This is a genomic window from Brenneria sp. g21c3 (assembly GCF_040240345.1).
Lineage (GTDB): Bacteria > Pseudomonadota > Gammaproteobacteria > Enterobacterales > Enterobacteriaceae > Brenneria.
Map to the genome: position 1 here is coordinate 181,013 of NZ_JBEIAB010000003.1, position 23,419 is coordinate 204,431.

Annotated in this window: 21 protein-coding genes, 1 tRNA gene, 4 other RNA genes and 1 riboswitch; of the genes, 11 read left to right on the forward strand and 15 right to left on the reverse strand. The window is 52.7% G+C overall.

The features are described 5' to 3' along the window. Positions 1–56: 56 nt before the first annotated feature. Entirely contained in the window at positions 57–1,052 is a 996-nt protein-coding gene (gene gapA / locus ABRZ28_RS06055) for a glyceraldehyde-3-phosphate dehydrogenase (protein ID WP_319602546.1), read from the reverse strand. Positions 1,053–1,395: 343 nt separating this feature from the next. Here gapA and msrB point away from each other — a divergent pair, with 343 nt between their 5' ends. Together msrB and ABRZ28_RS06065 are read left to right on the forward strand one after the other, a co-directional pair. Next, complete coding sequence (gene msrB, locus ABRZ28_RS06060; RefSeq protein WP_319602545.1) at positions 1,396–1,818, forward strand: peptide-methionine (R)-S-oxide reductase MsrB; 423 nt, start codon at positions 1,396–1,398, stop codon at positions 1,816–1,818. Positions 1,819–1,896: 78 nt separating this feature from the next. Further along, complete coding sequence (locus ABRZ28_RS06065; RefSeq protein ID WP_319602544.1) at positions 1,897–2,169, forward strand: YeaC family protein; 273 nt, start codon at positions 1,897–1,899, stop codon at positions 2,167–2,169. Between the two features lie 62 nt (positions 2,170–2,231). Here ABRZ28_RS06065 and pncA read toward each other — a convergent pair whose 3' ends face one another. From pncA to sppA, 3 genes are all read right to left on the reverse strand, one after another. Then, positions 2,232–2,879 carry a bifunctional nicotinamidase/pyrazinamidase gene (pncA, locus tag ABRZ28_RS06070; RefSeq protein ID WP_319602543.1) on the reverse strand — a complete coding sequence of 216 codons (648 nt, stop codon included), beginning with the start codon at positions 2,877–2,879 and terminating at the stop codon, positions 2,232–2,234. A gap of 18 nt (positions 2,880–2,897) precedes the next feature. Next, complete coding sequence (gene ansA, locus ABRZ28_RS06075) at positions 2,898–3,917, reverse strand: asparaginase (protein WP_330519731.1); 1,020 nt, start codon at positions 3,915–3,917, stop codon at positions 2,898–2,900. Between the two features lie 107 nt (positions 3,918–4,024). Further along, positions 4,025–5,875: a signal peptide peptidase SppA gene (sppA, locus tag ABRZ28_RS06080; RefSeq protein ID WP_330519732.1), complete on the reverse strand. Its 1,851-nt coding sequence runs from the start codon at positions 5,873–5,875 to the stop codon at positions 4,025–4,027. Positions 5,876–6,065: 190 nt separating this feature from the next. Between sppA and ABRZ28_RS06085 the strand changes: the two genes are divergently transcribed. From ABRZ28_RS06085 to ABRZ28_RS06095, 3 genes are all read left to right on the forward strand, one after another. After that, entirely contained in the window at positions 6,066–6,617 is a 552-nt protein-coding gene (locus tag ABRZ28_RS06085; RefSeq protein ID WP_330519733.1) for an NAD(P)H nitroreductase, read from the forward strand. A gap of 96 nt (positions 6,618–6,713) precedes the next feature. Beyond that, a complete protein-coding gene (locus ABRZ28_RS06090; RefSeq protein ID WP_330519734.1) occupies positions 6,714–8,636 on the forward strand; it encodes a DNA topoisomerase III in 1,923 nt (640 codons plus the stop codon). After that, positions 8,633–8,923 (forward strand): DUF1496 domain-containing protein, encoded by a 291-nt coding sequence (locus ABRZ28_RS06095; protein ID WP_319602538.1) that lies wholly within the window; start codon positions 8,633–8,635, stop codon positions 8,921–8,923. The genes ABRZ28_RS06090 and ABRZ28_RS06095 overlap by 4 nt, the downstream gene beginning before the upstream one ends. A gap of 106 nt (positions 8,924–9,029) precedes the next feature. Here the strand turns inward: ABRZ28_RS06095 and xthA are convergent, their stop codons facing one another. After that, complete coding sequence (gene xthA / locus ABRZ28_RS06100) at positions 9,030–9,836, reverse strand: exodeoxyribonuclease III (RefSeq protein WP_319602537.1); 807 nt, start codon at positions 9,834–9,836, stop codon at positions 9,030–9,032. 222 nt (positions 9,837–10,058) lie between these two features. Continuing rightward, positions 10,059–10,155, forward strand: a riboswitch (glycine riboswitch). Positions 10,156–10,176: 21 nt separating this feature from the next. Between xthA and ABRZ28_RS06105 the strand changes: the two genes are divergently transcribed. Next, positions 10,177–10,797: a trimeric intracellular cation channel family protein gene (locus ABRZ28_RS06105; protein ID WP_319602536.1), complete on the forward strand. Its 621-nt coding sequence runs from the start codon at positions 10,177–10,179 to the stop codon at positions 10,795–10,797. A 194-nt stretch (positions 10,798–10,991) separates the two neighbouring features. On the opposite strand, the gene ABRZ28_RS06110 is transcribed toward ABRZ28_RS06105, so the two are convergent. Continuing rightward, complete coding sequence (locus ABRZ28_RS06110; protein ID WP_319602535.1) at positions 10,992–11,903, reverse strand: LysR family transcriptional regulator; 912 nt, start codon at positions 11,901–11,903, stop codon at positions 10,992–10,994. Between the two features lie 345 nt (positions 11,904–12,248). Here ABRZ28_RS06110 and ABRZ28_RS06115 point away from each other — a divergent pair, with 345 nt between their 5' ends. Then, positions 12,249–12,920, forward strand: a complete 672-nt coding sequence (locus ABRZ28_RS06115) for a glutathione S-transferase family protein (RefSeq protein ID WP_330519735.1) — start codon at positions 12,249–12,251, stop codon at positions 12,918–12,920. Here the strand turns inward: ABRZ28_RS06115 and ABRZ28_RS06120 are convergent. The 7 genes from ABRZ28_RS06120 to ABRZ28_RS06150 form a co-directional block, all read right to left on the reverse strand. Further along, positions 12,912–13,038: non-coding RNA, RtT sRNA (locus ABRZ28_RS06120), on the reverse strand. The genes ABRZ28_RS06115 and ABRZ28_RS06120 overlap by 9 nt on opposite strands. 43 nt (positions 13,039–13,081) lie before the next feature. After that, positions 13,082–13,210: non-coding RNA, RtT sRNA (locus ABRZ28_RS06125), on the reverse strand. 43 nt (positions 13,211–13,253) lie between these two features. Further along, positions 13,254–13,382: non-coding RNA, RtT sRNA (locus tag ABRZ28_RS06130), on the reverse strand. A 42-nt stretch (positions 13,383–13,424) separates the two neighbouring features. Then, positions 13,425–13,553, reverse strand: a non-coding RNA gene (locus tag ABRZ28_RS06135) — RtT sRNA. A 42-nt stretch (positions 13,554–13,595) separates the two neighbouring features. Further along, positions 13,596–13,680 (reverse strand) — tRNA-Tyr (locus ABRZ28_RS06140). 165 nt (positions 13,681–13,845) lie between these two features. Then, the gene (gene purU / locus ABRZ28_RS06145; protein WP_319602533.1) at positions 13,846–14,694 is read right to left on the reverse strand and encodes a formyltetrahydrofolate deformylase; all 849 of its coding nucleotides are present in this window, start codon (positions 14,692–14,694) and stop codon (positions 13,846–13,848) included. 86 nt (positions 14,695–14,780) lie between these two features. Next, positions 14,781–15,248: a YchJ family protein gene (locus ABRZ28_RS06150; protein ID WP_319602532.1), complete on the reverse strand. Its 468-nt coding sequence runs from the start codon at positions 15,246–15,248 to the stop codon at positions 14,781–14,783. A gap of 136 nt (positions 15,249–15,384) precedes the next feature. Between ABRZ28_RS06150 and rssA the strand changes: the two genes are divergently transcribed. The 3 genes from rssA to galU all read left to right on the forward strand — a co-directional run bounded on the left by rssA (position 15,385) and on the right by galU (position 18,508). Next, entirely contained in the window at positions 15,385–16,293 is a 909-nt protein-coding gene (gene rssA, locus ABRZ28_RS06155) for a patatin-like phospholipase RssA (protein ID WP_319602531.1), read from the forward strand. A gap of 84 nt (positions 16,294–16,377) precedes the next feature. Beyond that, positions 16,378–17,394, forward strand: coding sequence for a two-component system response regulator RssB (gene rssB / locus ABRZ28_RS06160; RefSeq protein WP_319602530.1), 1,017 nt, complete (start codon positions 16,378–16,380; stop codon positions 17,392–17,394). Between the two features lie 202 nt (positions 17,395–17,596). Next, positions 17,597–18,508, forward strand: coding sequence for a UTP--glucose-1-phosphate uridylyltransferase GalU (gene galU, locus ABRZ28_RS06165; protein WP_330519736.1), 912 nt, complete (start codon positions 17,597–17,599; stop codon positions 18,506–18,508). Positions 18,509–18,645: 137 nt separating this feature from the next. Here galU and hns read toward each other — a convergent pair whose 3' ends face one another. Continuing rightward, the gene (gene hns, locus ABRZ28_RS06170) at positions 18,646–19,053 is read right to left on the reverse strand and encodes a histone-like nucleoid-structuring protein H-NS (RefSeq protein ID WP_319602528.1); all 408 of its coding nucleotides are present in this window, start codon (positions 19,051–19,053) and stop codon (positions 18,646–18,648) included. Between the two features lie 381 nt (positions 19,054–19,434). Between hns and ABRZ28_RS06175 the strand changes: the two genes are divergently transcribed. Beyond that, positions 19,435–20,031, forward strand: coding sequence for a thymidine kinase (locus tag ABRZ28_RS06175; protein ID WP_330519737.1), 597 nt, complete (start codon positions 19,435–19,437; stop codon positions 20,029–20,031). A gap of 643 nt (positions 20,032–20,674) precedes the next feature. Here the strand turns inward: ABRZ28_RS06175 and adhE are convergent. After that, positions 20,675–23,359, reverse strand: a complete 2,685-nt coding sequence (gene adhE / locus ABRZ28_RS06180) for a bifunctional acetaldehyde-CoA/alcohol dehydrogenase (RefSeq protein ID WP_330519738.1) — start codon at positions 23,357–23,359, stop codon at positions 20,675–20,677. Positions 23,360–23,419: the final 60 nt, after the last annotated feature.

A 23,419-nucleotide genomic window follows, 5' to 3' on the forward strand; every position in this document is an offset into this window, starting at 1 on the left:
AGCAAGTAAAAAGGGCGGCCGGAGGCCGCCCTTCATCATTGAATCATCATTCGAACTTATTTGGAGATGTGCGCGATCAGATCCAGAACCTTGTTGGAGTAGCCGGTTTCGTTATCGTACCAGGAAACCAGTTTCACAAAGTTGTCGCTCAGCGCGATACCTGCTTTAGCGTCGAACACGGAAGTTTGTTTTTCACCGTTGAAATCGGTAGAAACAACGTCGTCTTCGGTGTAGCCCAGAACGCCTTTCAGTTCACCTTCTGAAGCTGCTTTGATAGCGGCACAGATTTCTTTGTAAGAAGCCGGTTTTTCCAGACGAGCGGTCAGGTCGACAACGGATACGTTCGGCGTAGGAACGCGGAACGCCATACCGGTCAGTTTACCGTTCAGTTCAGGAATAACTTTACCTACAGCTTTGGCTGCGCCGGTAGAAGACGGGATGATGTTCTGGGATGCGCCGCGGCCGCCGCGCCAGTCTTTGTGAGACGGGCCGTCAACGGTTTTCTGAGTTGCGGTGGTGGCGTGAACGGTGGTCATCAGCGCTTCAACGATACCGAAGTTGTCGTTGATGACTTTAGCCAGCGGCGCCAGGCAGTTAGTGGTACAAGACGCGTTGGAAACGATGTCCTGGCCAGCATAGGATTTGTGGTTAACGCCGATGACGAACATCGGGGTGCTGTCTTTGGACGGACCAGTCAGAACCACTTTTTTAGCGCCGGCGGTGATGTGTTTACGCGCGGTTTCGTCAGTCAGGAACAGACCGGTCGCTTCAGCAACCACGTCAACGCCCGCTTCGTTCCATTTCAGGTTAGCAGGGTCACGTTCTGCGGTAACGCGGATAGTTTTGCCGTTAACAACCAGATGGCCATCTTTAACTTCAACGGTGCCGTTGAAACGGCCATGAGTAGAGTCATACTTCAGCATGTACGCCATGTAATCGGCGTCCAACAGATCGTTGATTGCAACGATTTCGATGTCAGAACGCTCTTGCGCTGCGCGGAAAACAATACGGCCGATGCGGCCAAAACCGTTGATACCTACTTTGATAGTCATATATTCCACCAGATATTGGTTAGTGAATAAAAGGTTGGTTGTAAAATTACAAAAACCTTGCTGAGCGTCAAGCGGAATCGTGTCAATAGTTGCTGTAAGTCAATCCTATGACCAACCTTTGAACGAAATTCCACCTGACTCTGTAAATAAAGAACATTTAAGGCTGATATAGGGCGCTATGTATCATATAAAGCTCATTCCGCCTGAAATTGTGATGAATGTCACAATTAAATGCTCATCCTGTCCACGCTCATTATATTAAGCCAAAATGGCCTGTAAAGTTGTTAATTTTTTGTTATTATTAATGAATAACTTGATTGCCGACTGTGCCAGCGAGACCGTTATGATTAGCAAATCCTCTCAGCAAAGCGCCGCAGACGCGACGGAATTGACGGAAATACAACGCTATGTCACCCAGCAAAGCGGCACGGAGCCGCCTTTTTCCGGCAAGCTGCTGCATAACAAGCGCACCGGTATTTATCATTGCCTGTGTTGTCAGAAAGCGCTGTTCTATTCAGATAATAAATTTGACTCAGGCTGCGGCTGGCCAAGCTTCGATCAACCCGTATCGCCTGACGCCATCCGCTATCTCGACGATGATTCTCACAATATGCACCGTATTGAAATCCGCTGCGGCAACTGCGACGCGCATTTGGGGCATGTCTTCCCTGACGGCCCCCGGCAGACTACCGGCGAGCGTTATTGCGTCAATTCCGCGTCATTAAGCTTTATCGATGCCGATGACGGCAAGCGGATCGACGGCTAATGCCGGTAGTTTGAAGATGTCGCCGCTTGTGGCGAATGATTAGCTTAACCGTTTCAGCAAAATGCGCAGGAAGAGGCTATGCAACTTGATGACCTGATTGATGCCATGACGCCGGAAATTTACCAACGTCTGGCGACGGCGGTGGAGTTAGGGAAGTGGCCGGACGGGGTCTCCTTGTCTGAGGAACAGAAAGCAAACTGTCTGCAAATGGTGATGCTGTGGCAAGCACGTCACAACACCGAGGCGGAGCATATGACCATCGGCAGCGACGGGGAGATCGTGATGAAAAGCAAGCAAGAGCTGAAGCAGCAGTTCACTGCGCCAGCCATTGCGAAGCTTTATCCCCGCTGAGCGGCCAGTCGGCCGGGCAATATCGGCGACGCGTCAATTCCGCGGCAAAGTCGAGCGTTCGCTTAGCGAGGTGCGGGCAGGCTGGAAATGAAAGTGTCCAGATCGATTAGATTCGCCCCTTTTCGCTGCATTTCCCGCAGCGCATGCTGGCTATCCTGCGGATTAAGATTTACGCCGCGACATCCCTCCGCCAGCACCTCCGTTTGGTAGCCCAGGGCGAGGGCGTCCAGCACGCTGAATTTGACGCAGTAGTCGGTGGCGATCCCCATGACGGTCAGATGGGTGACGGCATGGGCGCGCAGCCAGTCATCCAGATCGGTTTTCGCCCGATGCCCGTTATCAAAGAATGCGCTGTAGCTGTCGATATGGGCCTGCGTGCCTTTACGCACCACCCAGGTTATCGCCTGTCGGTTTAACGTTGGATGAAATTCCGCGCCGGGTTGACCCTGAACGCAGTGTACGGGCCACCAGACCTGGGGCAGGCCGTCGAGTTCGCCGGTTTCACCCACCGGTTTGCCGGCATTGACGGCAAAACTCCCATGATTGGCGGGATGCCAGTCCTGGCTGGCGATGACCGCGACATCTGAAGCGACGCAGGCCGCGATAGCGCGATTTGCCAGTTCAATCACGCGGTCGCCCTCGCTGACGGCCAGTGCGCCGCCGGGGCAAAAGTCATTTTGTAAATCAATTAACAACAGCGCCTTCTTCATGGTGACCTCGTGGTTAATTTAGTCTTTGTCGCTCAATTCGCCGCGCAGATTTTGCTGCATCAGGTGCCGGATTTTCTCTGGGTCAAGATCCTGCCGGCTCAGCAGATAGTGCAATTTGGTCAGCGTCGCCTCCACCGTCATGTCGAAACCGCTGATCACTCCGGCCTGGGCTAAGGCATTGCCGGTGGCATAGCCGCCCATGTTCACCCGGCCGGAGAGGCATTGCGTCAGGTTAACCACCACGATGCCGCGTTCCGATGCCTGACGCAACTCATTCAGCAAACCGGGACTCTGGGGCGCATTGCCGACGCCGTAAGAGCGCAATATCAATGCCTTTACCGGCTGACGCAAAAAGTTGCTTACCACATCGGCGGAAATGCCGGGATAAATGGTAATCACCCCGATAGGTTGCGGCGTAATGGCGTGTACCCGCAGCGGCGGACAATTCTCGCAGACCGCCGACGGCGCCAGCCGGCGAATATGAATACCCGCTTCCAGCAGCGGCGGGTAATTGGGCGAGGCGAAAGCGTCAAAACCATCCGCGTGCGCTTTGGTGGTGCGGTTGCCGCGCAGCAGTTTGTTATTGAAGAAAAGGGCGACTTCATTGATCGGGTGATTGGCGGCGACATACAGCGCGTTAAGCAAATTGGTTTGCCCATCGGAGCGTAATTCGGCGAGAGGGATTTGCGATCCGGTCACGATCACCGGCTTGGACAGGTTTTCCAGCATGAACGATAGCGCCGATGCGGTAAACGCCATGGTGTCCGTACCATGCAAAATAACAAAACCATCATAATCGTCATAATTTTGCTGAATGTCATCCGCGATGGCCTGCCAGTCGGCCGGGCTCATGTCGGAGGAGTCGATCAGCGGCGAATATTCATGAATGGTGAATGCCGGCATTTCGGCACGGTGGAACTCCGGCATCTGCGCCAGTTGCTGTTGTAAATGCCCGGAGACCGGGATATAGCCGTTAGCGGAGCGCTGCATGCCGATTGTGCCGCCCGTATAGGCAACGTAGATGGATTTTTTTTGCATGGGGTAAAATTAATCAGATAAAAGCAGGATTATAGAGATAACCCGAAGGAAAAGCAGCCCGGCATATTCCCCCCGAAAGGGGAACGCCGGGCTGTATGGTTACGGCTTTACTTTACCTCGCCGCAGGTGAGGCAAAGCGCGTACCGGTGCTGCGGATCGTTGAGGTGATTGGCGATGGAGGGCTGCGCCTGCACCGCATGCGTCAACTGCGCCACCGGAGCGGGCAGCAGCGCCTGAACGGCGGTCGGCAACCAGGCATACACCGACGCGTTGATCTGATTCATCATGGCGTCGAACAGGCTCGGTTGTTCTTCGAACCAGCTAAGCTGGTATTGGCCCAGTTTCGCCAGCTCGGCGGCTTTCTTCACCGCATCGTCAAAATCGCCTAACTGATCGACCAATCCGTTCTCTTTCGCATCGCTGCCGATCCAGACGTGTCCCTGCGCAATCTGATCGATTTGCTCCGGCGTCTTTTTACGGGCCTGAGCCACGATATCGATAAAGTTCTTATATCCGCGCTCAATACTCAGCTGAACCATCTGACTGAACTCGGGCGATAACGATTTGGTTACCGACAGATCGGCCAATGGCGAGGTGGCGACGCCGTCGGTATGCACGCCGATACTTTCCAGTGAGTTTTCAAACGTATTGATCACGCCGAAGATGCCGATAGAACCGGTCAGGGTGCTGGGGCTGGCGATAATGCTATTGGCCGGCGTTGAAATCCAGTACCCGCCGGATGCCGCCATTCCCCCCATGGAGACCACCACCGGCTTGCCGGCAAGGCGTACCGCCATCAGTTCCGATCGGATCATTTCCGATGCCGTCACGCTGCCGCCAGGGCTGTTGACGCGCAGGATAACCGCTTTGATCTTGGGATCGAGACGCGCTTCGCGCAGTTGGGCGGCGGTGGTATCGCCGCCGACCATGCCGGGCGTTTCCTGACCATCGATAATCGCGCCGTTGGCAAAGACCACGGCAATCTGATTATTGTTCGGCGCCGGAGACTTAGGCTGGTAGTCATAAATGCTGGTGAAATTAAAGTTGTTGGTTTTGTCATTCCAACCAAAGGCTTTAATCAGCGTTTGTTCGATAACCGAACGGGAGGCGACCTCGTCAACCAGTTTGTTTTGCAGCGCATAGCGGGCGGTATCGCCCTGTACGGCCTGCAAGCCGGAAATGATGCCGGCCGCGCCGGGGAACAATTGTTCGGGCGTAATCTGGCGGTTCGCCGCGACGGTCACCAGATAATGTCGCCAGAGCGTGTTGATCCAGCGGCCGTCGGCTTCCCTGGCTTCGGGGGACAGGTTGTCTCGCAGGTAGGGTTCGACGGCGGATTTATAGGTGCCGACTCTGAAAATATGGGTGGTGACTTTCAGTTTATCCAGCAACGATTTGAAGTAGAGATTGTTGGTGGCCAAACCATGCAGGTCGACTTCGCCCTGCGGCGTCAGGGCAATGGTATTGGCGAAGCTGGCCAGATAATATTGCGCCTGGGAATAGCTATCGCCCACGGCATAAATGGGCTTGCCGCTGTCGCGGAATTCCCGCAGCGATTTGCCGATATATTGCAAAGAGGGCTGATCCGCGCCGGCAAAATCACGCAGATCCAGCACCAGACCGGTAATGTTATCGTCGGTTTTGGCCTGACGGATGCTGTCGACGATATCGAATAGGGAGTTTTCCTGCCGGCGATTGCCGGATGCGCCGAAAAATTCCCGTCCCAGTTGTCGCAATTTATTGTTCATGGAGGGCTGGTCGACGACCACGCCGGTCAGATCCACCAGTAAGGCGCCACGGGTAATATCGGTAGGGGCGCTCGTGAACTGTGTGTAAATCCCGACGCCAACCAGAATAAGCGCGATAAGAAAAATATTGAGAATAAACTCTCTGATAAAATTAAGCAGACGCCAGGTCCACTTAAAAATGCCGCTAAAAATTCGCCACAATGTGCGCATGATATCTCCGGAAACGGGAAAACAGCTTATTATTCTAATATCCTAATAAGCGGGCAGTAAAAAGTCAGCATTAAATGATGCCCAGGCAGCGCTTGGGTGGGGCTATCTTGTAACAAAACTTCTACTTATGCTACCTTGGCGCGCATCGTGTCTTGCCATAAAAATCAGATTGCCATACAGGAGATGTGCGATGGATGCTCTCGAACTGTTACTTAATCGCCGTTCGGCTTCACGCCTGACGGCGCCGGCACCTTCCGGTGAGGCGTTGAACAACATTATTCGCGCCGGTATGCGCGCCCCCGATCACGGCGCTTTACAGCCCTGGCGCTTCTTCGTGCTGGCCAATGACGGTCTGGCGCGTTTCAGCGCGTTGCTGGCGCAAGCGGCGGAGCAGGAAGGTCTGGATGAGGCCGGTATCGAAAAAGCCCGGCAGGCGCCGTTTCGCGCGCCGCTGATTATTACCGTGGTGGCGCATTGCGAAAAAAATGCGAAGGTGCCGCATTGGGAACAGCTTGTTTCCGCCGGCTGCGCCGTTCAGGCGATGCAAATGGCGGCCCTGGCCCAGGGATTTAACGGCATTTGGCGCAGCGGCGCCTGGACGTATAATCAACGGGTGCGCGCGGCGTTTAATTGCCGCGAACAGGATGCGATCGTCGGTTTCCTCTATCTGGGTACGCCGCAATTGAAGGCGCCGGCTAATGTGACGCCGCCTGATGTCGAAAAATTCGTTCATTATTTCTGATAAGCGCCAAGTGAAAAACTTTCGTCCCTCTCTGCGCTTGCGGTGCGTTATGCTTCCGGCGCGCAGGGCCACGATCTTTCAGCGCAATGGTGCGTAATGCGACTTTTTATTGCCGAAAAGCCCAGTCTGGCCCGGGCGATTGCGGATGTATTGCCGAAACCGCATCGCCGCGGCGATGGGTTTATCGCCTGCGGGCAGCACGATGTCGTGACGTGGTGCGTCGGGCATTTGCTCGAACAGGCGCAACCCGATGTTTATGATGCGCGCTATGCGCGCTGGTCATTGGCCGACTTGCCCATTATCCCACAGAAGTGGCTGCTTCAGCCTCGTCCCTCGGTGAGTAAACAGCTCAACACCATCAAAAAACTGCTGGCGGACGCCAGCGAGATCATTCACGCGGGAGACCCCGACCGTGAAGGACAACTGTTGGTCGACGAGGTATTGGAATATCTTTCCCTGCCGGAAGAAAAACGTCAGCAGGTGCGACGTTGTCTGGTTAACGACCTGAACCCGCAGGCGGTGGAGCGCGCGGTGGCCAGGCTGCGCGAAAACAGGGAGTTCATCCCGTTATGCGTCTCCGCGCTGGCGCGTTCCCGCGCCGACTGGTTGTATGGCATCAATATGACGCGCGCGTATACCATCCTGGGGCGCAATGCCGGCTATGACGGCGTGCTGTCGGTCGGACGAGTGCAAACGCCGGTGCTGGGGCTGGTCGTGCGTCGTGATGAAGAGATCGAGAACTTTATTGCGAAAGATTACTTCGAGGTGAAAGCGCACATCATAACGCCGGCCGGGGAGCGGTTTATCGCCGTCTGGCAACCGAGCGAGTCCTGCGAACCCTATCAGGATGAAGAAGGGCGCCTATTGCACCGCGCCCTGGCGGAGCATGTCGTTAAGCGCATCGACGGGCAGCCCGCGTGGGTGACCGGGTATAATGATAAACGGGAATCAGAAACCGCGCCGCTGCCGTATTCGCTGTCAACGCTTCAGATTGAAGCCGCCAGGCGGTTCGGGCTCAGCGCCCAGCAGGTGCTGGATATTTGTCAGAAGCTTTATGAAACCCATAAGCTGATCACCTATCCCCGTTCGGATAGCCGCTATCTGCCGGAAGAGCATTTTGCCGGGCGTCAAGCGGTACTGAACGCGATTTCGGTACATCAGCCGGATCTCTTGCCTCAGCCGGTGATGGATATCGACCGGCGCAATCGCTGCTGGGATGACGGCAAGGTCGATGCCCACCATGCGATTATCCCCACGGCGCGCAGCGCGAACGCGGCGTTGTCCGATAATGAGCAGAAGGTCTACGGGCTGATCGCCCGCCAGTACATCATGCAGTTTTGCCCCGATGCCGTATTCCGCAAATGCGTGATCGATCTGGATATCGCCGGCGGGAAGTTTGTCGCCAAGGCGCGTTTTCTGGCCGAAGCCGGCTGGCGTACGCTGTTGGGGGGAAAAGAGCGTGATGAAGAGAATGAAGGTTCGCCGCTGCCGGTGGTCGCCAAAGGCGATGAACTGCTGTGCGAGCGCGGCGAGGTGGTCGAGCGGCAAACGCAGCCGCCGCGTCCTTTTACCGATGCGACCCTGTTGTCGGCGATGACGGGTATCGCGCGCTTCGTGCAGGATAAAGCCCTCAAGAAAATCCTGCGGGCAACCGATGGTTTAGGGACGGAAGCGACGCGCGCCGGCATTATCGAGCTGTTGTTCAAGCGTTCTTTCCTGTTTAAGAAAGGGCGTTATATCCATGCCAGCGAAGCGGGGCGGGCGTTGATTCACTCTCTGCCCGATATGGCCGCGCATCCGGATATGACGGCGCACTGGGAGGCGACGTTGACGCAAATCAGCGAAAAAAAATGTCGTTACCAGGATTTTATGCAGCCGCTGACGCATTCTTTACAGGAATTGATTCATCAGGCCAGGCAGAACCGGGCCGTGGGCGCGTTCAAAGGTATTAGCGCGCCTCAGGCGAACAGTAAAAAACGGCGTAAAGCCAAGCCCAAAGTAAAGGAGCAGAATCAATGAAATCTCAGGTTTGCTGGTTGGTGATGGGCGCGGCGTTAGCGTTGCCGTCGGTGGTATTAGCGAACCGCGGCGGGACGGACATCGTGGTGCCGGTGCCTGCCGAGGTCTGGAGTTCGGGTTCCGCCGCGCGTGAACGCAATAACAATTGTTTGCGCTGCTGCGTGTATGAGAACCGTAACTATTCGGAAGGCGCGGTGTTGAAAGTCGATGGCGCGATCCTCCAGTGCGTGCGGGATAAACAGACGGTGGGTACCAACGATCTGATTTGGCAACCGCTTAAGCAGTAATCAATGCTGACTGAAGGGGTTCAAAGGCGCAGCCGCGGTGTATGCCGGCGCTGCGCCTTTTTTGTCAGCTTAAACCACCGCCTCGGGAAGTGGTGATTGTTCGTTATTACAACGCGAACTCAGCCCATATCGGCGCATGATCGGACGGTTTTTCCATCGCCCGAATATCATAATCAATGCCGGTATTGGTGCAACGCGCCGCCAGCGGCTGACTCGCCAGTATCAAATCGATACGCAAACCGCGGTTGGCATCAAAGCCGGCGGAACGGTAGTCGAACCATGAAAAGCGATCGTTACAGTCAGGGTGGGCGGCCCGGAACGTATCGACAAGGCCCCAGCTTTGCAGACGGGCAAGCCACTCGCGCTCTTCCGGCAAGAATGAGCATTTTCCCGTGCGCAGCCAGCGTTTACGACTGTCCTCGCCAATGCCGATATCGAGGTCGGTCGGGCTGATATTCAAATCGCCCATAATAATCAACGGTTGATCGGCGGCATGGTGCTGCTCGATATAGTTTTGCAGATCTTGATAAAAGCGGGTTTTAGCGGGGAATTTGATCGGATGATCGCGACTTTCTCCCTGAGGGAAATAGCCGTTCACCACGGTAAGCGTTCCTTGTTCGGTCGCAAAATCCGCCATGATAATCCGCCGCTGCGCGTCTTCCTCATCCGTTGGGAAACCGCGGCGCACCGCTATCGGTGGGTTTTTACACAACAGCGCGACGCCATAGTGGCCTTTTTGGCCATGATAAAAAACGTGATAGCCATACTGGCCGACGTCTTCCAGCGGAAACATATCGTCATGGACTTTGGTTTCCTGCAAGCCGATGACATCGGGCTGGTGCTGTTCGATAATGGCGGCCAACTGATGAGGGCGCGCCCGTAGTCCATTGATATTAAAAGAAACAACTTTCATGTTAGCTGCCGTTCGATAAAAATGTTTCCAGATGGTAACAGATTTCCATGCCGGGAGTCACGGCGGCGCGGGAAGCTGATTTCGGGACTCGTTCATGATGAGTTGAACGGCGGCGACGGAGCCCGTATACTCCGCAATTCGCAGGAGAGAGCGCGTCAATTGACGCTCCGCCGAAGGCGCAAACTCCCATAATCGCTCAGGTCACCCATACTGCGAATTTCATTAAAGCCAACTGGAGAGAGGTTGTTGCGACAACCCACCGAAGGGGCAAGCGCCGTCAGCGGCGTAAACTCTCAGGTAAACGGACAGAGGGAGGGGCACATTTCACAGGAAACTTTTTGTGCTTACCTATATCTATCTGATCGCGATCACGGCGGAAGGAATGTCTGGCGCGCTGGCGGCCGGGCGTCGCAATATGGACATTTTCGGCGTCAGTATGATCGCTTTTATCACCGCGCTTGGCGGCGGCACGGTACGCGATATTCTGCTTGGTCATTATCCCATCGGTTGGACTCAACATCCCGGTTATATTTACCTTACGATCGGCGCCGGTCTGTTTACCATCGTCATTGCGCGCGTGATGCACCATTTGCATCGCCTGTTCCTGGTGCTGGACGCCATGGGGCTGATTGCTTTCACGATTATCGGCTGCAATGTCGCCCAGGGGCTGAATTACTCCATCACGGTGGTGGTGATGTCAGGGATTGTGACGGGTATTTTCGGCGGAATTCTGCGCGATATCTTTTGTAATCGAACTCCGATGGTTTTGAAAAAAGAGCTTTACGCCTGCGTATCATTATTAGTGGCGCTGCTGTACCTCGGGTTGAAGGCGCTGAACGTGGATCATGATATCAATCTGTTGGTTTCTTTCAGCATTGGCTTGTCGGTGCGCTTAGCCGCGATCCGCTGGTCATGGCAACTTCCGGTTTTTTCCTACGTTCCGGGGAGTTGGAAGAGTTAATCCGTCGCGCTGGGTCGGTTTTGTCGAACCCTGGTCGAAGGTTCTTACCTTCCCCTGACGGGAATCTGTAAGTGATTTTTTTGGGATTTGATTCAGCAGGGCGTCGTTTCGAGAAAGGGACATATTGTACGTTAAAATGACTTTTTTGTACCGTCAGGCTCAGGGCTAATCCGGCATTATCCGCTCCATCACGGCTAGCCGTCGCCTATCTTTAATTCCGGCTCTTCGGCGCAAATGGCAGCGAGAAAATGGATGAATTCCCGCACACGGGATGGAATGCGCCGTCCGGCAGTTGTCACAGCGTTGATAGGAAGGGGCTGTGGCGCATACTGATTCAGAATTTGTCTGACCTCACCGGAGGCCAGCACATCCGTGAACAACCAACTCGCGTGATGAGCGATGCCGAGACCTGCAATGACCGCGCTGCGGACATGCTCGGCGTCATTTGTGCGGAATGCTCCCGTACCGTTGATCGTGACCTGTCTGCCGTCTACGTGGAAATCCCACCCGGTGACATCGCCCTGGTAAACATAGCTGATACACTGGTGGCTGCGCAGTTCATCCAATGTTTGCGGTGTGCCGTTTTGAGCAAGATAGCTTGCGGAGGCCAGGGTTATCATCTGCATGTCGCCAATGTGCCGGGCAACGAGCGCTGAATCCGAAAGCCGACCGATGCGCACCGCAACGTCTATACCCTCCTCAATAAGGTCAACGTGCCGCCCGGAGACCTCCATCTCGATTGCGACATCGGGGAAACGTTTCCTGAAATCGGATAGCCGGGGAATAATGAACATCCGCCCGAAGGCGGGTGAGAGCGTTACGCGTACCAGCCCTGAGGGAGTCGATTGCCCTTGAAGTATCCGCTCTTCTGCGGAGTCGATCTCCTGAAGGATGCGGACGGTGGTCTCGTAATAATCCTGTCCTGCCGGCGTCACGGAAAGGGTACGGGAATTTCTCGCGAGAAGCTGCGTACCTAGCCGCGCTTCAAGCCCTGCAAGTTGTTTGCTGACTGTCGGCTGGCTGACGTTGAGGTCTCGCGCCGCTTGCGAAAAGCTGCCACTTTCGACGATGCGCACGAACATCCGCATTGCATCTAATTTATCCACCGCTTTCATTCCGCACAACAATCGAAGACATAATGGTTTCCGGTTTTACCTGATTGATTAATGGCGTTGATTTGCGGGAGAAAGGATAGCTTATCACCCGCTTCAGGCCCAGGCCCACCTTCGAATGCGCATAGGCGACAACATCGTCGGTTTTCTCACTTTTATCCCGATAGGGTGTTGGTCGAGCTGACTGTTCCGACTACGACTCGGCACCAATATTCCCTCACTATTTATTCAAATAAAGAATAGGCGGTATTCATTTAACGTCAATGACATTCTATATGAGAATATGTGAGTATTCGTTTGACCGCCCGGTGACGGGCTCCCAACGGAAAGGAATAAGTAATGACGATCAAGATTTATGGCGATCCCGGCTCGGGCAGCTTGCGTCGCGTGACCACTGCGGCAAAGATAATGGGCGTTGAAATTGAACGTGTGAATGTCGATCTATTTAAGGGAGAAAGCCAGACTGATGAGTTCAAATCGCGTCTCAATCCCCACGGTTTGACGCCTGTTCTGGAAGATGGCGATTTCATTCTCTATGAAGCCGCTGCGATCAATCTTTATCTGGCTAATAAGGTAAATTCTCCGCTGATCGGAACCACGGAGAAAGATCGGTTTCAAGTTCTTCAGTGGATGTTCTGGTCGGGTGAGCAATGGCGCATCTTTGCAACCACTCTCTTCGACGAGCGGGTTGGGAAGACAGTCATGGGCCTGCCGAAGAATGAACCGGTGATTGAGTTCGCCGAGGAGAAGTTTCGCGCTGCTGCAAAGGTGCTCGATCAGCATCTTGAAGGCCGCAAGTTCATGGTTGGTGAGGCTCTGACCCTTGCTGATTTCGATATTGCGGGGCCTTTCTCCCAGATCGATCGTTCAAAGCCTCCTCTCCGGGAATATCCAAACCTCATGGCCTGGCATGACAATCTCCTTCAGTCGGTTCCGGCGTGGGCAGAAACGAAGGCTGAGGTTGATAACCGTATTGACAGTTTCCTGGAGAATGTCGGCGTGAGGTTGTGAGCGACAGACGTTCCGTCAGGCCAGCTCGCCCTGCGGGCCAACGCTGGCGCGTTGTGCAAAACCTGCGGTTTTGTCGAACCCTGGTCGAAGGTTCTCACCTTCCCCTGACGGGAATCTGTAAGTAATTTTTTTGGGATTTAATTCAGGAGAGTATTTTGAAGTGGTGGTGGGGGAAGGATGACTCGCCGCTGCGCGGCTCGCCCTACGGGCCAACGCTGGCGCGTTGTGCAAAACCTGCGGTTTTGTCGAACCTTGGTCGAAGGTTCTCACCTTCCCCTGACGGGAATCTGTAAGTAATTTTTTTGGGATTTAATTCAGGAGAGTATTTTGGAGTGGTGGTGGGGGAAGGATGACTCGCCGCTGCGCGGCTCGCCCTGCGGGCCAACGCTGGCGCGTTGTGCAAAACCTGCGGTTTTGTCGAACCTTGGTCGAAGGTTCTCACCTTCCCCTGACGGGAATCTGTAAGTAATTTTTTGGGATTTGATTCAGAAGTGTATTTTGGAGTGGTGGTGGGGGAAGGATGACTCGCCGCTGCGCGGCTCGCCCTACGGGCCAACGCTGGCGCGTTGTGCAAAACCTGCGGTTTTGTCGAACCTTGGTCGAAGGTTCTCACCTTCCCCTAACGGGAATCTGTAAGTAATGTTTTGGGATTCAATTCAGGAGAGTATTTCGAAGTGGTGGTGGGGGAAGGATTCGAACCTTCGAAGTCTGTGACGGCAGATTTACAGTCTGCTCCCTTTGGCCGCTCGGGAACCCCACCACTGGCCTTGCTGCAAGAGGCTTTCGCTTCAAGCGGGGCGCATCATATCAAATGCTGCGCCCCTGTAAAGCCTGATATATCAAAAAAGAATGCGTTTGCCGATTTTTTATTCCAGATGGCGCATACTTATACATTTAACGGATACAGCGATGCGCCAGCGGCGAATTAAAGAATGATGGTGCGGTTGCCGTAGACAAAAACACGCTGAGCCAGCACCCGGTAGAGCGCGCGGCTTAACACATTTTTCTCGACATCACGCCCGGCGCGCATCATGTCGTCGGCCGTATAGGTATGATCGACGTTGATCACGTCCTGCATGATGATCGGGCCTTCATCCAGGCTGTCGTTCACGTAGTGAGCCGTTGCCCCGATGATCTTCACGCCGCGCTCATAGGCCTGATGATACGGACGGGCGCCGATAAACGCCGGCAGGAATGAGTGGTGAATATTGATAACCTGATTCGGGTAGTGCTGCACGAACGCCGGCGTCAGCACACGCATATATTTCGCCAGCACGACGAAATCCGGTTGATATTGGTCGATCTGGGCGATCATGTGCTGATCGTGCTCTTCGCGGGTAAATCCTTCATGACTGACCAGATGGAAGGGAATATCAAACCGCTCGACCAGGGTACGTAACGTATCGTGGTTGCCGATAACGGCCGCAATTTCCACATCCAGCCCGCCATATGCGCTTTTCATCAGCAGATCGCCCAGACAGTGGGCTTCTTTCGTCACCAATATGACGATGCGGCGACGGCCGGCGGTCGTCAGTTCACGAACAGAGCCTTCAGGGAGCGCGCCGTCGAGATCGGCCAGCAGGGTGATGTCGTTAAAAATCCCTTCCAGCTCGGTGCGCATGAAAAAACGCCCGGTGCGATGATCAACAAACTCATTGTTCTGTACGATATTGAGTTCGTGTTTGTAGCAAATATTGGTGATTTTTGCGATGAGCCCTTTAGCATCAGGGCAAATGGTCCGTAATACTTTTCTTTCTGTATTCTGGGGTTGCATGGGCGTGTGGATCCTGTCCAAAACTTGATAGCGTACGTATGTTTATATTGCGCAGTGCCGGAATTCACCGCGGTTTATCACTGTTTTTACTGTCCGCAACACTTTTTGTATTTTTTGCCGGAACCGCACGGACAGTGCTCATTTCTGCCGGTTTGCAGATGGATGCCGTCCATATAGTACCAGCGATCGTGATGGCGAAGGAAGCGTGAGCGTTCTCGCATTAATCCAGCCTGTTGCTTCTCAGTGGTGGCGGTATAGCGGGCGGCGAATTCCACATACCCTTCGTCAGGCGTTTTCCCCGGCGCGGTCGCGACAATATTCAGTCCCTGCCAGCGCGTATCCCGGCAGCTTTCCTGAATGGCTGCGCGCCATTTTTCCGGCTGATGGTCGGGGTGCCAGGTCGCTATCAGGTAATCCACATCCTGTTTGACGTAAGCCGTATAGCGGGAGCGCATCAAGGTAACCGGGTCGGCGGGGGCAACGAGATTGCCGAGATAGGGCTGACAGCATACGCTATAGGGTAATCCACTGTTACAGGGGCAAATTTCCGACACTGCGTCTCCTGAAAAAAAATTAATTTTAAAAAAAATGATAAATAATAGTGGGATCCTTTATCAGGATGCCGATATGTTACCTAATAATCTCTGGAGGTATCAATGTGCGCTAGAATGAAAACACACGAGGTCAACCATGAGACGGATAAAAGTTGGTCTGGCATTAAGTTCTGGTGCTGCCAAGGGATGGGCTCACATTGGTGTGATAAATGCGCTGACGGAGCTGGGGATCGAGATTGATGTCGTTGCCGGATGTTCCGTTGGCGCACTGGTCGGCGCAGCATATGCGACGCATCGGCTGGATGCCATGGAGCGCTGGGTCAGCGGGTTCGGCTACTGGGATGTTATCCGTCTGATGGACCTGTCCTGGCAACGTGGCGGTCTGTTGCGTGGCGATAAAGTATTCAATAACGTAAAAAATCTGTTAAGAACGAAACAAATTGAGGATTGTGCGATTAAATATGGCGTCGTCGCGACCAACCTGAGTACGGGTCGCGAGCTTTGGTTAACGGAAGGGGATCTGCATCAATCCATTCGGGCTTCTTGCAGCATTCCAGGTTTACTTTCTCCCGTTCTGTTCAACGGTTACTGGCTGGTGGATGGCGCGGTGGTGAATCCGGTACCGGTGTCGTTGGCGCGGGCTATGGGGGCGGATGTGGTGATAGCGGTCGATCTGCAACAAGACGCCAGTCTCGACCACCATGATTTATTATCGATTAAACCAACGGCGCCGAACTCTGAAGTAGAACCCGATGTCGATGACTGGCGCCGTAAGATACGCAAACGTTTGTCACAGGGGCGACGTCGACAGACCGTGTTGTCGCCTACAGCGATGGAGATCATGAGTACGTCAATTCATATTCTTGAAAACAGATTGAAGATGACGAGGATGGCGGGGGATCCGCCTGATGTGCTGGTACAACCCTATTGCCCACAGATAGCCACGCTGGATTTTCATCGGGCGCAGGAAACGATTGCAGCCGGTCGTCAGGCGGTGGCAAAGAAACGTGATGAATTGTTGTCGCTGGCGAACAGAGCGCGTTGAGAAACAAGGCGTTGCAAGCGGCGGCAAAACGTCATGGGCGATAAAGTAAATTGAATATTAAGCGTTTGAAGTAAGAGGTGATTGATGGAACAACCATTAGCGGGTAAACACGTATTGATTATTGAGGATGAGGCCGTTTTCCGCTCGGTGCTTGCCGGTTATCTGACTTCGCTAGGCGCTTCAATTCGGGAGGCGGTTCATGGATTGGAGGCATTGAGTATTCTGGAGCACCATCATCCGGATTTGATTATCTGCGATCTGATCATGCCAATGATGGGCGGCATTGAGTTCCTCGAACGCCTGCGTTTAAAAGATAACAATACGCCGATACTGGTGATATCCGCGACCAGTCAGATGGCCGATGTCGCGAAGGTTTTGCGCCTTGGCGTGCAGGATGTCTTGCTCAAGCCGATCCGTGATTATAGCCGCCTGCGCGAGGCGGTGATGGGATGCCTTTACCCGGATATGTTTACTTCGCCGGTGAATGAAATTGAGCAATTAATGCAGGATATGGATTCCCTGAATCAATCTCCCGATGCGGTGGTAAAACTGTTGGCTCAATTACAACCGCCGGTTCAGCAAACGCTTGCGCGATGTCGTATTAATTATCGACAGCTTACCGCGGCCGAACAACCGGGGCTGGTCTTGGATATTGCCGCGCTTTCAGAAGAAGATCTGGCTTTTTATTGTTTAGATGTTACCCAGGCGGTAAACAATAACGGTACGCTCGCGGCGCTATTACTGCGTACATTGTTCAACAGCGTTCTGCAAGAACACATGGCGAATCAACAACACCGGCTGCCGCATTTGCCGCTTTTATTAAAACAGGTAAACCAGCTATTCCGTCAGGCCAGTCTGGAAGGGCGTTTCCCATTACTGGTCGGTTATTATCATCGCGAATTAAAACGGCTGATACTGATCTCCGCCGGTTTAAATGCCACGTTAAATGTTAATGAAGATCAGATTGCGTTGAATAGCGGCGTACCATTAGGCACGCTCGATGAAGCTTACCTTAAGCAGTTAAATCACGATTGCGATGCCTGGCAATGTCAGATTTGGGGCGGCGGCGGTCGTTTACGGCTGATGCTTTCTACAGAATAGTCCGATAGCTGGGGTTATACCCTTTGTCTGACGGTGTTCTCCTTCCGTTGTTATTCTTTATTTCCTACTATTGAGTCATCATCCTAATTTTTCTTGGGCTATGACGTTGGGCAAGCATGGCAGCGTTAAACTGGTATACTCATCCGGTTTTTAGACCAAACAATTAAAGTTCATTATTTGAACGATATATAAGAGGTTGTTTATGTCGATTATCAATAAAAAGGTAAAAAAAGCGGTTATCCCGGTTGCTGGATTGGGAACACGTATGTTGCCGGCCACGAAAGCCATTCCTAAAGAGATGCTGCCGTTGGTTGATAAGCCGCTGATCCAATATGTTGTCAATGAGTGTATTGCCGCCGGCATCAATGAAATTATTTTGGTCACGCATTCATCTAAAAATTCTATTGAGAACCATTTTGATACCAGCTTCGAGCTGGAAGCCATGCTTGAAAAACGTGTTCAGCGCCAACTGCTGGAAGAGGTGCAATCTATTTGCCCGAAACACGTAACTATTATGCAAGTTCGGCAGGGGCTGGCGAAAGGTTTGGGTCATGCCGTATTGTGCGCTCATCCTTTGGTCGGGGATGAACCTGTCGCGGTTATTTTGCCTGATGTGATTATTGACGAATATAAATCCGATCTGACAAAAGACAACTTGAGTGAAATGTTGCATCGTTTCTCAGAAACCGGACATAGCCAGATTATGGTCGAGCCGGTTGAGAATGTCAGCAGTTATGGCGTTGTCGATTGCAAAGGCGTGGAATTAAAACCGGGCGATAGCGCGCCAATGGTCGGCGTAGTAGAAAAACCCAAAGCGTCCGAAGCGCCGTCTAATTTAGCCGTTGTCGGCCGCTATGTGCTGTCTGCCGACATTTGGTCCCTGCTGGAGAAGACACCGCCTGGAGCAGGTAATGAAATCCAGTTAACCGACGCCATTGCAATGTTAATGGAAAAAGAGACGGTGGAAGCCTATCACCTCAAAGGCGTGAGCCATGACTGCGGCAACAAACTCGGCTATATGCAGGCCTTCGTTGAATACGGTTTGCGCCATGAAAATTTGGGGCCGCAACTGACGCAGTGGCTACAGGAAACTATTGAAGAAGAAGAAAATTAATATTTAGAAAAGACTGCTCTCTGTTTTATTACAAAGATAGAGAGCATGAATTCTGGTTCGCACAGGGTTTATTTTGCAAAAAAAATACCCTTGATAAAAATCAAGGGTATTTTCTATTTGTTTATTAAAAAAACCGATTAGATCAGGAAATCGTCTAAAGATTTACCTTGTTCTTCGATCGCTTTTTTGATTACAGCCGGTGTGCGGCCCTGGCCGGTCCAGGTTTTAACTTCGCCGTTTTCATCGGTATATTGATATTTGGCGGGACGAGCGGCACGTTTGCTTTTGCCAGTTGATTTGACTGAACCTAAAGACTGTAATAGTTCATTCGGATCAATACCGTCGGCAATCAACATATCGCGATACTGTTGTAATTTGCGTGCGCGTTCTTCAACTTCTGCTTGAACCTGGCTTTCTTCTTCGCGGCGTTCATTTACCACGACTTCCAGTTTTTCCAGCATTTCTTCCAGAGTATCCAGACTACATTCCCTGGCCTGGGCACGCAGAGTACGGATGTTGTTTAGAATCTTTAGTGCTTCGCTCATTGTGATAATCTCAAATTCATATTATTGGTGGCGTGTGGGGAGATAATAGAGTGCTATTTTCTTTTCTGCAATAGTGAAATTTGTAAGTTTGTTAAAAAATACCAATTTTAAAACAGATATCACATGTCATGTTACATGAATATAAATACGGACACCTCAAATGGAAATACATTTAACCTGTCGTTTTTCCAGCATTGTCGGCCTGAAGATATTGTGACGCAGCCCAATGTTATAAGGAATGATTATATCCATATTGCGTATCAATAGATGAAACTTGGTGATTTTGTGCAAGTAATAGCCCATTGCATGGTCTGATGGGGAGTTGTTACAATAATGCACACTGTATAGCATGATATAGCCCGTCCTTGGGAGCATCTGAGCATGGCTCAACTTTATTTTTATTATTCAGCAATGAATGCGGGGAAATCTACCTCGTTATTGCAGTCATCATATAACTATCAAGAACGTGGCATGAGAACGGTGATTTTCACCGCAGAAATAGATAACCGCTACGGCGTTGGGGTGGTAAGTTCACGGATTGGCCTTTCTGCGCCGGCGTTATTGTTTAATCAGCAGACATCCTTATTTAGTCTGCTGGCTAAAGAACACCGCCGCCAGCCTATTGACTGCGTCTTAATTGATGAATGTCAGTTCTTAAGCCGCGAACAGGTCAGCGAGCTTTCGGATGTCGTCGACCAACTGGATATTCCGGTATTGTGCTACGGATTACGCACGGATTTTCGCGGCGAATTGTTTTCCGGCAGTCACTATTTATTAGCCTGGGCGGATAAGCTGGTCGAGCTTAAAACCGTGTGCCATTGCGGTCGGAAAGCCAACTGCGTATTACGGTTGGACGCGGAAGGAAATCCTTTGCAAGAAGGGGCGCAAGTGGTTATCGGCGGTAATGAAAACTATGTTTCCGTTTGCAGAAAACATTATAAAACGGCATTGGGTTTAGTCAGAACGGAAGCGGAATAAAAAAACGTCGCGGCGTTTAAATGTATTTGTGAACCAGGCGGAGCGCTGTCTTCGCCTTTTGCCATATTCCCGTCGCGGCGTGTTAAATAGGTTAGTCGGTCGTGTAATTTAATGCGATAGGACTTATCCATTTTTAATGAAATTACCCGCTATAACAGATATTAAAGCATTTAAAGTCAATATTGGACTTATGCTCGTCATGCTGCTGTCCGTATGGGCGTCGACCGTGCACAGGCGCCTTGCTGCAAGCCGAATTTATGTTCTTATACAACGGTTGTCATTGAACCGAAGGCGTTGCCGATACCGCGTCCAGCCTTTGCGATAAGCCTCGACGGCGTGAAACAGTTTGCCTGTACCGCGGCAGGTGGGCGCGGCATCAAAACAAGAAAGCGTTATCGCGTTTATCGGCGTCAGGAGAGCCTACAGAGGGTTGCCCAGCCAGATACTCATTCAAGGTGGGAAATCGCCGTGCCTGCGCGTTTAGACGCGCTGAAACCGGCTTATCGGATTTCACGCTTTGCTTTTGCCCCGGCGAGCGAGGCGTCATGGCTTGAATCCGGGAAAAAAAATGCCCCGCCGGTTGGGCGGGGCAGGCAGCTTTTCTGCGAAACCGCCTCCGGGGAGGCGGTTATTGTACAGAGTATCAGCTAGTCACTTTTTTGGGCTGCTTGGCCGCTTTTACCGCGGGCGCGGCAATTTCGGCCTCTTCCTTGGTTGCGTGTTCAGAGTACTTACGTCCGTAGTAAGTATCCAGCAGGATTTGTTTCAGCTCTGAAATCAGCGGATAACGCGGGTTGGCGCCGGTACACTGGTCATCGAACGCATCTTCAGACAGTTTGTCCACTTTCGCCAGGAAGTCCGCTTCCTGTACGCCGGCTTCGCGGATCGATTTCGGAATACCCAGCTCTGTTTTGATTTCTTCCAGCCAGTTCAGCAATTTCTCAATTTTCTGAGCGGTGCGATCGCCCGGCGCGGTCAGTCCCAGATGGTCGGCGACTTCGGCATAGCGACGACGAGCCTGAGGACGATCGTACTGGCTGAATGTGGTCTGCTTGGTCGGGTTATCGTTAGCGTTATAACGGATAACGTTGGAAATCAGCAGGGCATTGGCCAGACCGTGCGGGATGTGGAACTCCGAACCCAGTTTATGCGCCATGGAGTGACAAACACCCAGGAAGGCGTTGGCAAACGCGATACCGGCGATCGTCGCGGCGTTGTGAACGCGTTCACGGGCCACCGGGTTTTTCGCCCCTTCATGATAGCTGGCCGGCAGGTTTTCTTTCAGCAGCTTCACGGCCTGAAGAGCCTGACCATCGGAGTATTCATTCGCCAGTACGGAAACGTAGGCTTCCAGTGCGTGAGTCACCGCGTCCAAACCACCGAATGCGCACAGTGATTTAGGCATATTCATGACCAGATTCGCATCGACAATCGCCATATCCGGCGTCAACGCATAGTCGGCCAACGGGTATTTCTGACCGGTCGCATCATCGGTCACCACGGCAAACGGCGTAACTTCAGAACCGGTACCGGATGTCGTCGTGACGGCGATCATCTTCGCTTTTACACCCATTTTCGGGAACTTGTAGATACGTTTACGGATATCCATAAAGCGTAACGCCAGTTCTTCGAAGTGGGTTTCCGGGTGTTCGTACATCACCCACATGATTTTGGCTGCGTCCATCGGGGAGCCGCCGCCCAGTGCGATGATGACATCCGGTTTAAACGAATTCATCTGTTCCGCGCCCTTGCGAACGATGCTCAGCGTTGGATCCGCTTCGACTTCGAAGAAGATTTCGGTTTCCAGACCTTGCCGTTTCAGTACGTCGGTGATCTGATCGACATAACCGTTATTGAACAGGAAGCGGTCGGTAACGATGAAGGCGCGTTTTGCGCCGTCGGAAGCAACCTCTTCAAGCGCGACGGGTAATGAGCCGCGACGGAAATAAATAGATTTTGGAAGTTTATGCCACAACATATTTTCTGCTCGCTTAGCTACCGTTTTCTTGTTGATCAGGTGCTTAGGACCGACGTTTTCCGAGATGGAGTTACCACCCCAGGAACCGCAGCCCAGCGTCAGCGAAGGGGCGAGTTTGAAGTTATACAGGTCGCCGATACCGCCTTGCGAAGCCGGCGTATTAATCAGAATACGTGAGGTTTTCATCATGTCGCCGAAGTGGGCGACGCGTTCCGGCTGGTTATCCTGATCGGTATACAGGCAAGAAGTGTGGCCGATACCGCCCATCGCAACCAGTTTTTCCGCTTTGATGACGGCGTCTTCAAAGTCGGCCGCGCGATACATCGCCAGCGTCGGCGATAGTTTTTCATGCGCGAAAGGTTCGGATTCGTCGATATCCGTCACTTCGCCAATCAGCACTTTGGTTTTCTCGGGAACGCTGATGCCGGCCAGCTCAGCGATTTTCGCCGCCGGTTGGCCCACGATCGCGGCGTTCAACGCGCCGTTTTTCAACAAAATGCCCTGAACCGCCTGAAGCTCTTTGCCTTTTAGCATATAAGCGCCGTGCGAGGCAAAACGTTCGCGGACGGCGTTATAAACGCTGTCGACGACAACGACGGATTGTTCGGATGCGCAAATGACGCCGTTATCAAAGGTTTTCGACATCAGGATCGAGGCCACGGCGCGTTTAATGTCGGCCGTTTCGTCAATAACGACCGGCGTGTTGCCGGCGCCTACGCCGATGGCCGGTTTGCCGGAGCTGTAAGCGGCTTTTACCATGCCTGGGCCGCCGGTAGCCAAAATCAGGTTGATATCCGGGTGATGCATTAACTGGTTGGACAGTTCAACGGAGGGTTGATCAATCCAGCCGATGATGTCTTTCGGCGCGCCGGCGGCAATCGCGGCTTGCAACACGATGTCTGCGGCTTTATTGGTCGCATTTTTCGCCCGCGGGTGGGGAGAAAAGATAATGCCGTTACGCGTTTTCAGGCTGATCAATGCCTTGAAAATCGCCGTGGAGGTCGGGTTGGTGGTTGGTACGATACCGCAAATCAAGCCGATAGGCTCTGCGATAGTAATGGTGCCGAAGGTGTCGTCGGTGGAGAGAACGCCGCAGGTCTTTTCGTCCTGATAGGCGTTGTAAATGTATTCGGAGGCAAAGTGGTTTTTAATCACCTTATCTTCCACAATACCCATTCCGGACTCAGCGACGGCCATCTTGGCCAGCGGGATCCGCGCATCTGAAGCTGCTAACGCGGCAGCCCGGAAGATTCTGTCGACTTGCTCTTGAGTAAAGCTGGCAAATTCACTCTGCGCCTTTTTTACTCTTTCGACCAGTGCGTTAAGTTCAGCAAGATTGGTTACGGCCATAATGCTCTCCTGATAATGTTAAACTCTTTCAGTCAATGGTCTGCCAAGTAACAAAGTATA